The sequence below is a fragment of the Coleofasciculus sp. F4-SAH-05 genome, from assembly GCF_040222985.1.
In the GTDB taxonomy this organism is placed as follows: Bacteria; Cyanobacteriota; Cyanobacteriia; order Cyanobacteriales; family Coleofasciculaceae; genus Coleofasciculus; species Coleofasciculus chthonoplastes.
In genome coordinates, this window is sequence record NZ_JAVKBY010000073.1 from 1 (window position 1) to 5,299 (window position 5,299).

Annotated in this window: 5 protein-coding genes; all 5 read left to right on the forward strand. The window is 44.7% G+C overall.

All coding sequences use genetic code 11. The features are described 5' to 3' along the window. Positions 1-185: 185 nt before the first annotated feature. The 5 genes from RIG27_RS08960 to RIG27_RS08980 all read left to right on the forward strand — a co-directional run bounded on the left by RIG27_RS08960 (position 186) and on the right by RIG27_RS08980 (position 5,136). Positions 186-590 (forward strand): DUF1702 family protein, encoded by a 405-nt coding sequence (locus tag RIG27_RS08960; RefSeq protein ID WP_446344368.1) that lies wholly within the window; start codon positions 186-188, stop codon positions 588-590. Positions 591-879: 289 nt separating this feature from the next. Then, positions 880-2,793: a CRTAC1 family protein gene (locus RIG27_RS08965; RefSeq protein ID WP_446344370.1), complete on the forward strand. Its 1,914-nt coding sequence runs from the start codon at positions 880-882 to the stop codon at positions 2,791-2,793. Positions 2,794-3,095: 302 nt separating this feature from the next. Continuing rightward, entirely contained in the window at positions 3,096-3,923 is an 828-nt protein-coding gene (locus RIG27_RS08970; protein ID WP_446344371.1) for a PEP-CTERM sorting domain-containing protein, read from the forward strand. A gap of 291 nt (positions 3,924-4,214) precedes the next feature. Then, on the forward strand, positions 4,215-4,766 hold the full coding sequence (locus tag RIG27_RS08975) for a hypothetical protein (protein WP_446344373.1): 552 nt from the start codon (positions 4,215-4,217) through the stop codon (positions 4,764-4,766). Continuing rightward, positions 4,702-5,136, forward strand: coding sequence for a PEP-CTERM sorting domain-containing protein (locus RIG27_RS08980; RefSeq protein WP_446344375.1), 435 nt, complete (start codon positions 4,702-4,704; stop codon positions 5,134-5,136). Before RIG27_RS08975 ends, RIG27_RS08980 begins: the two co-directional genes overlap by 65 nt. Positions 5,137-5,299 lie beyond the last annotated feature (163 nt).

Genomic DNA, 5,299 nt, shown 5'->3' on the forward strand with positions numbered 1-5,299 from the left:
AGCTTAGGGTCTGTGTTTTCGTTCACGTAGTTACAAGCGTCCGCAAACGCCTGAAGAGTTGCCTCTAAGAAGGCAACTTGTTCAGGAGAGGGTTGGAGCTTTACAACTATTGTGAGAACTTGTTTCATGGCTAAACTATACCACTACATGGGATAGAAAGAGAGAGATTGAAAATACTTCGGGGATTGACCCCTCGCATTTTCCGCTATCCCCCTACCCCTTACTTCGTTGAAGGGGTAGCCCCTTGCGATTCGGGTGGGATTGGTTTAGCTTGTACCTATGCAGGCGGCGTAGACAGTGAAGGGATTACAGCGTTAAAAATGGCGGCGGGAAAGTATCAGCCAGAATTAGCTCAAGGCGCAGCATTTGCGGCAAAAGCCCAGTTGCGGGCGAGGAATTTAACCGCCCATACCCAAATGGCATGTCAGGTTTTATGTGGGATGTCGGCTGAGGCGGCGGCTGAAATTACAGATATCGCACTCCAAGATTTACCAACAACTTCCCCAGCCAAATTGAAAGGAAAACCAGAGGATGAGTTACCCGCGTATGAAGTTTGGCGGCGACGCATTCAAGCTCAATTTCGTTCGTAATTGCGCTTTAGCGCCATACACAGTTCGTAGTCAGCGCTTTAGCGCTATACAGTTTACGGCTAACTACAAACGCTTAAATCAGTGACTTCAATATAAGTCCACTGCACGATTTTTCCAATTTGTAATCATTAGGAGAACAAACCATTAATTTCACTCGTAATGTTGGTACATAAAATTACCCCGTAGGGTGCGTTAGCGGAGCGTAACGCACCATGATTAAAAGGTTCAGGGGATGAAGCTTACTAGAAGCGCTAAAGCGCTTACTACGAACAACAGCGGATTTAAAATTATGAGACTTTTTAGTCGGTTGATTAAACGCCATATTAAACGCTTAGTGGCAATCGCCATAATTATCGGATTATTTGGCTTGACTCGCTTACCCGCATTGTCAGCTACTGAACGGAATGTTTTAGCCTCTCATTTTAATTTCACCACTACACCATTACCTGAATTAACGGGATATCCCCGAAAATATATACGCTCAGTTCATCCCAGTTTAGAACGTCATTCGGGCTGGATATCGGCGGTGGGTGCGGCAGTAGCACTGAATGATTTAGATGGCGATGGTTTATCCAATGATAGTTGTTATGTTGATCCGCGTACTGACCAAGCCATTATTGCTCCTGTACCGGGGACATCTCAACGGTATAAACCCTTTGAATTAGCGCCACGTTTAGCTTATGATTCCTCAACAATGGCACCGATGGGGTGTTTACCAGGGGATTTGAATGAAGATGGGGTGATGGATGTTCTGGTTTATTATTGGGGACGCACGCCGATTGCCTTTCTGAGCCAAGGTACGTCGTTACAAAGAGGAAATTATGTTCAACGGGAAATCGTTTCAACGGGTGAACGATGGTATACGAATGCAGCAACGTTTGCGGATTTAGATGGAGATGGACATCAGGATTTGATTATTGGTAATTATTTCCAGGATGGGGCAGAAATTCTCAATCACAAGGGTACGGGAGTGGAGGCGATGCAGCATTCCATGACTCGTGCTTATAACGGCGGTAAGAATCGGATTTTGCGTTGGGTGGGGGTAAGTTTAGGAACTCAGCCAACGGTGAATTTTGAAGAGGTTGAGGGTGTATTTGATCCGATTATTGCTCACGGTTGGACATTAGGGGCTGGTGCGGCGGATTTGGATGGGGATATGTTGCCAGAACTCTATTTTGCTAATGATTTTGGTCCGGATCACTTGCTGCATAATCGTTCTCAACCGGGACAGTTGGCGTTTGCGGTTTTGGATGGGGAGAAGGGGTTGACGACGCCGAATTCTAAGGTGTTGGGGCGTGATGGCTTTAAAGGGATGGGTGTCGATTTTGGTGATGTGAATGGAGATGGCTTGCTGGATATTTATGTGAGTAATATTGCGGCGGAATATGCCTTAGAAGAAAGTCATTTTTTGTTTACAAGTACGGGAAAGACTGATAAGATGAATCAAGGAATCGCTCCCTACGTTGATAGTAGTGAACCTTTGGGTTTATCTCGTAGTGGTTGGGGTTGGGAAACCAAGTTTGGCGATTTTGATAATGATGGTAATTTAGAGGCACTTCAGGCGACGGGTTTTGCGAAAGGTGAGGTAAATCGCTGGCCCGAATTACAGGAGTTGGCGATGGGAAATGACCAATTATTGAGTCGTCCGAGTAGTTGGTTTCAGTTGCAAGCTGGGGATGATTTAAGTGGACATCAGCATAATCCGTTTTTTGTGCAAGCCGCGAATGGTCGTTATTATGATTTAGCCCCAGATTTGGGACTGGATAAACCCCAGGTGACGCGGGGGATTGCGACGGCTGATGTGGATGGGGATGGAGATTTGGATTTTGCTATTGCCAATCAATGGGATAAGTCTTATTTCTATCGCAATCAGAGTCAAAAAGTAGGCGAGTTTCTGGGGTTGCATTTGGTGCGAGAGATTCCCGGAACGACAGCGGCAAATTCTCCAGCAATTGGTGCGGCGGCGACGGTTTATTTGCCGGATGGACGGCAATTGGTGGCGCAGGTAGATGGGGGTAATGGGCATTCTGGCGCACGTAGTCCGGAGTTACATTTTGGTTTGGGTGAAGGGGTTAAGAATACAGTGATTCCGGTTGAGTTGAAGTGGCGTGATAGTAAGGGTGATGTGCATGAGGAACGGTTGGTTTTATCACCGGGTTGGCATAAGGTTGTGCTGGGGGATTGGGCGGAAGTAATGGGTTAACGTTTAAGGATGAGTTTGTGATGAGTCAATATCAGATTTTTTTAAACGCAGAGGTTCGCAGAGGTTGGCGCAGAGGGACGCAGAGGTTTTGGCATAAAATGTCAGTTCTGTTACAGAGTAAATACAGATATTGTATTGATGATTTAGCTACCGTAAGACACCCGGAAAGTGACGCCTAAGGATGAGTTTGCGATGATTCGATATCAGAATGTAAGTCCTTTTAATGGCTGTCTGAGCCTGGGAATACTGGATTTTATGTCTGGGAGTGTCAAATAGTGTTTGTGTAAATTTGGAGTGTTGTTATGAGTTTTGTTGGTAAGACTGCATCGGTTTTTGGGGTTGTTGGGTTGAGTGCGATCGCGACTTTGGGTGTTGTGGAGTCGGCTGAAGCTGCAGGTGTTCGGCTAGGTTCTGACTATTTCCAAACTACTGATGGAACATTTTTTGATTTTGGAGGAACTATTGGCAAAATTGATTTTGAAGGTAATCCTATTGGTACGTTTCAAGGAAATAATGTCGGACTAGCTGATACTATTGTTGAGCGCAAAGATGATGTGGCGCTCGATGTCGGTGATTCCGGAATGACTGCTATTGAAGTGGTAGCTCTATCCTTGAAAAGCGTAAACTCTGTAAATGGATATGATATTTTTGTTAATCTAACAGAGGGTAAACCGTCAACAGGAACGATGACTATCAACCATGAAAATCCTGATACAGATCCTAGTCAGGGAACTTTTTCATCTTCCTTTTATGTGTTCTTTACTGCTATGTTCAAACCAGTAGGTGGAGGAGATGCTATACCGTGTCCAGTAGAAATAGTAGAAACCTGTGACTTTGAAAAACACTTTACAGCCTCTGGAGAATGGACTCATACGTTTAAAGGTCTAACAAAAGTAGAGTCTCCTCCTGCTACAGATCAAGCTGCCAATGTTCACCTAAATCCTCAGGCTGGCTTTGATGATTTCTTCGTAATTGGTCAGGTTACGCATGATGCAGGAACGGGAACTCATGTTGTACATCCCCCTGCGCCCGAACCTCTCACTATCCTTGGTTCAGCCACTGCTCTAGGATTTGGCGCATTATTCAAGAAACAATCTTCAAGAAAGCGTAACAAAAAAGATATGTCTTAATTTCATCAAGTGAGGCATTAAGTTACGGCGTCATGCATGTAGGTAATTACAGAAAAATAAATAGCATTTTTACCTACATAGCGTTTAATCAGAAAATTGATTGCAACAAAAGTGAGTAGGTTGGGTTGAGGAACGTAGGCGGAGCCTTCTCGAAGAGTAACCCAACGCCATAGATCGTTAGCCTGTTGGGTAACGCTATCGCTCTACCCAACCTACAAGAACATTTTGTGCTATTCCTGAGTGCGAGTATCATCTATTGTTTGTGTAAATTTCAATTAGGAGCATTGACTTATGAGTTTTGTTGGTAAAACTGCGTCGGTTTTGGGAGTTGTCGGGCTGAGCGCGATCGCGACTTTGAGTATTCCCCAATCTGCGAAGGCAGTAGATTTGGCGAAAGGGTTTGACCAATTCCTCACCTTTGGTAATGGAGAGAGTTCAATCGTCTTACCAGAAATTGGTATAGTTACTCTCGTAGGCACTCCAGTTTATCCAGAACTCTCCCTTTCTGATACAACCCTAGAACGACTAGAAGATTGTACTTTTGTCGAAGGTTCTTGTACTGTTCCACTCCTAATTCACGAACTCAATCTGCAATCGGTTGACCCTGTAGATTTATCCCCTTATGGTTTTGATCCATCTATCGTTCTCATTCGGCTTGAGGGAGAGCAAGAAACAGGATATATTACCATCAACCAGTCTTCCCAAACTTGGAGGGCTAATTTACCCGTTGAAGCTATTGCCTTATTTCCTGATGGTACTCCCATCGTAGTACCTGGTTTTGGTTCCCAATGTTGCGATCGCCAGTTCTTTTTCCGGTGTGTTAACGGATGGGAGTACACCTAAAAATGGAGTAAGTTTAACAACTCCCGGATTATTACAGTATGACTTTTTGGATGCGATGGGTACGGTTGTAGATTCCTTCACTCTCGGTTCTCAAGCATCTTTCCCACCCGGTTCGCCAGATGGAAGTGGAGATAGCCATCCTTATGAACCGTTATCCGGAGGCGGTATACTAACCTGCGATACAGTTGGCTGTGGCAGTGTAAAGTTAAGTTTAGGATTTACTGGTTCCGGTGGGGGCGATAGCTACGATTTTATCAGTCGCTCAGATGTTACCGTGGCGGAAAAAGTCCCTGAACCCTCAACAGTTGTGCCTCTGGCTTTATTGGGCTTGGTCGGAATTTTTGGGGTGCAAAAATGGCTTTTTAACTAAATCAGGACTTACGCAGTCACACCAGATACAGCGCTTCGCGCTGCTATGAGGTACAGTAACAACAATGAGCAAACCAATTTCTTAAATGTTTAGGATTGATTAAATCAAGAGCTACAGCCAAAATTTTATCAATCATAGAACTGGTAGTAGGAGTAAAGCCCAG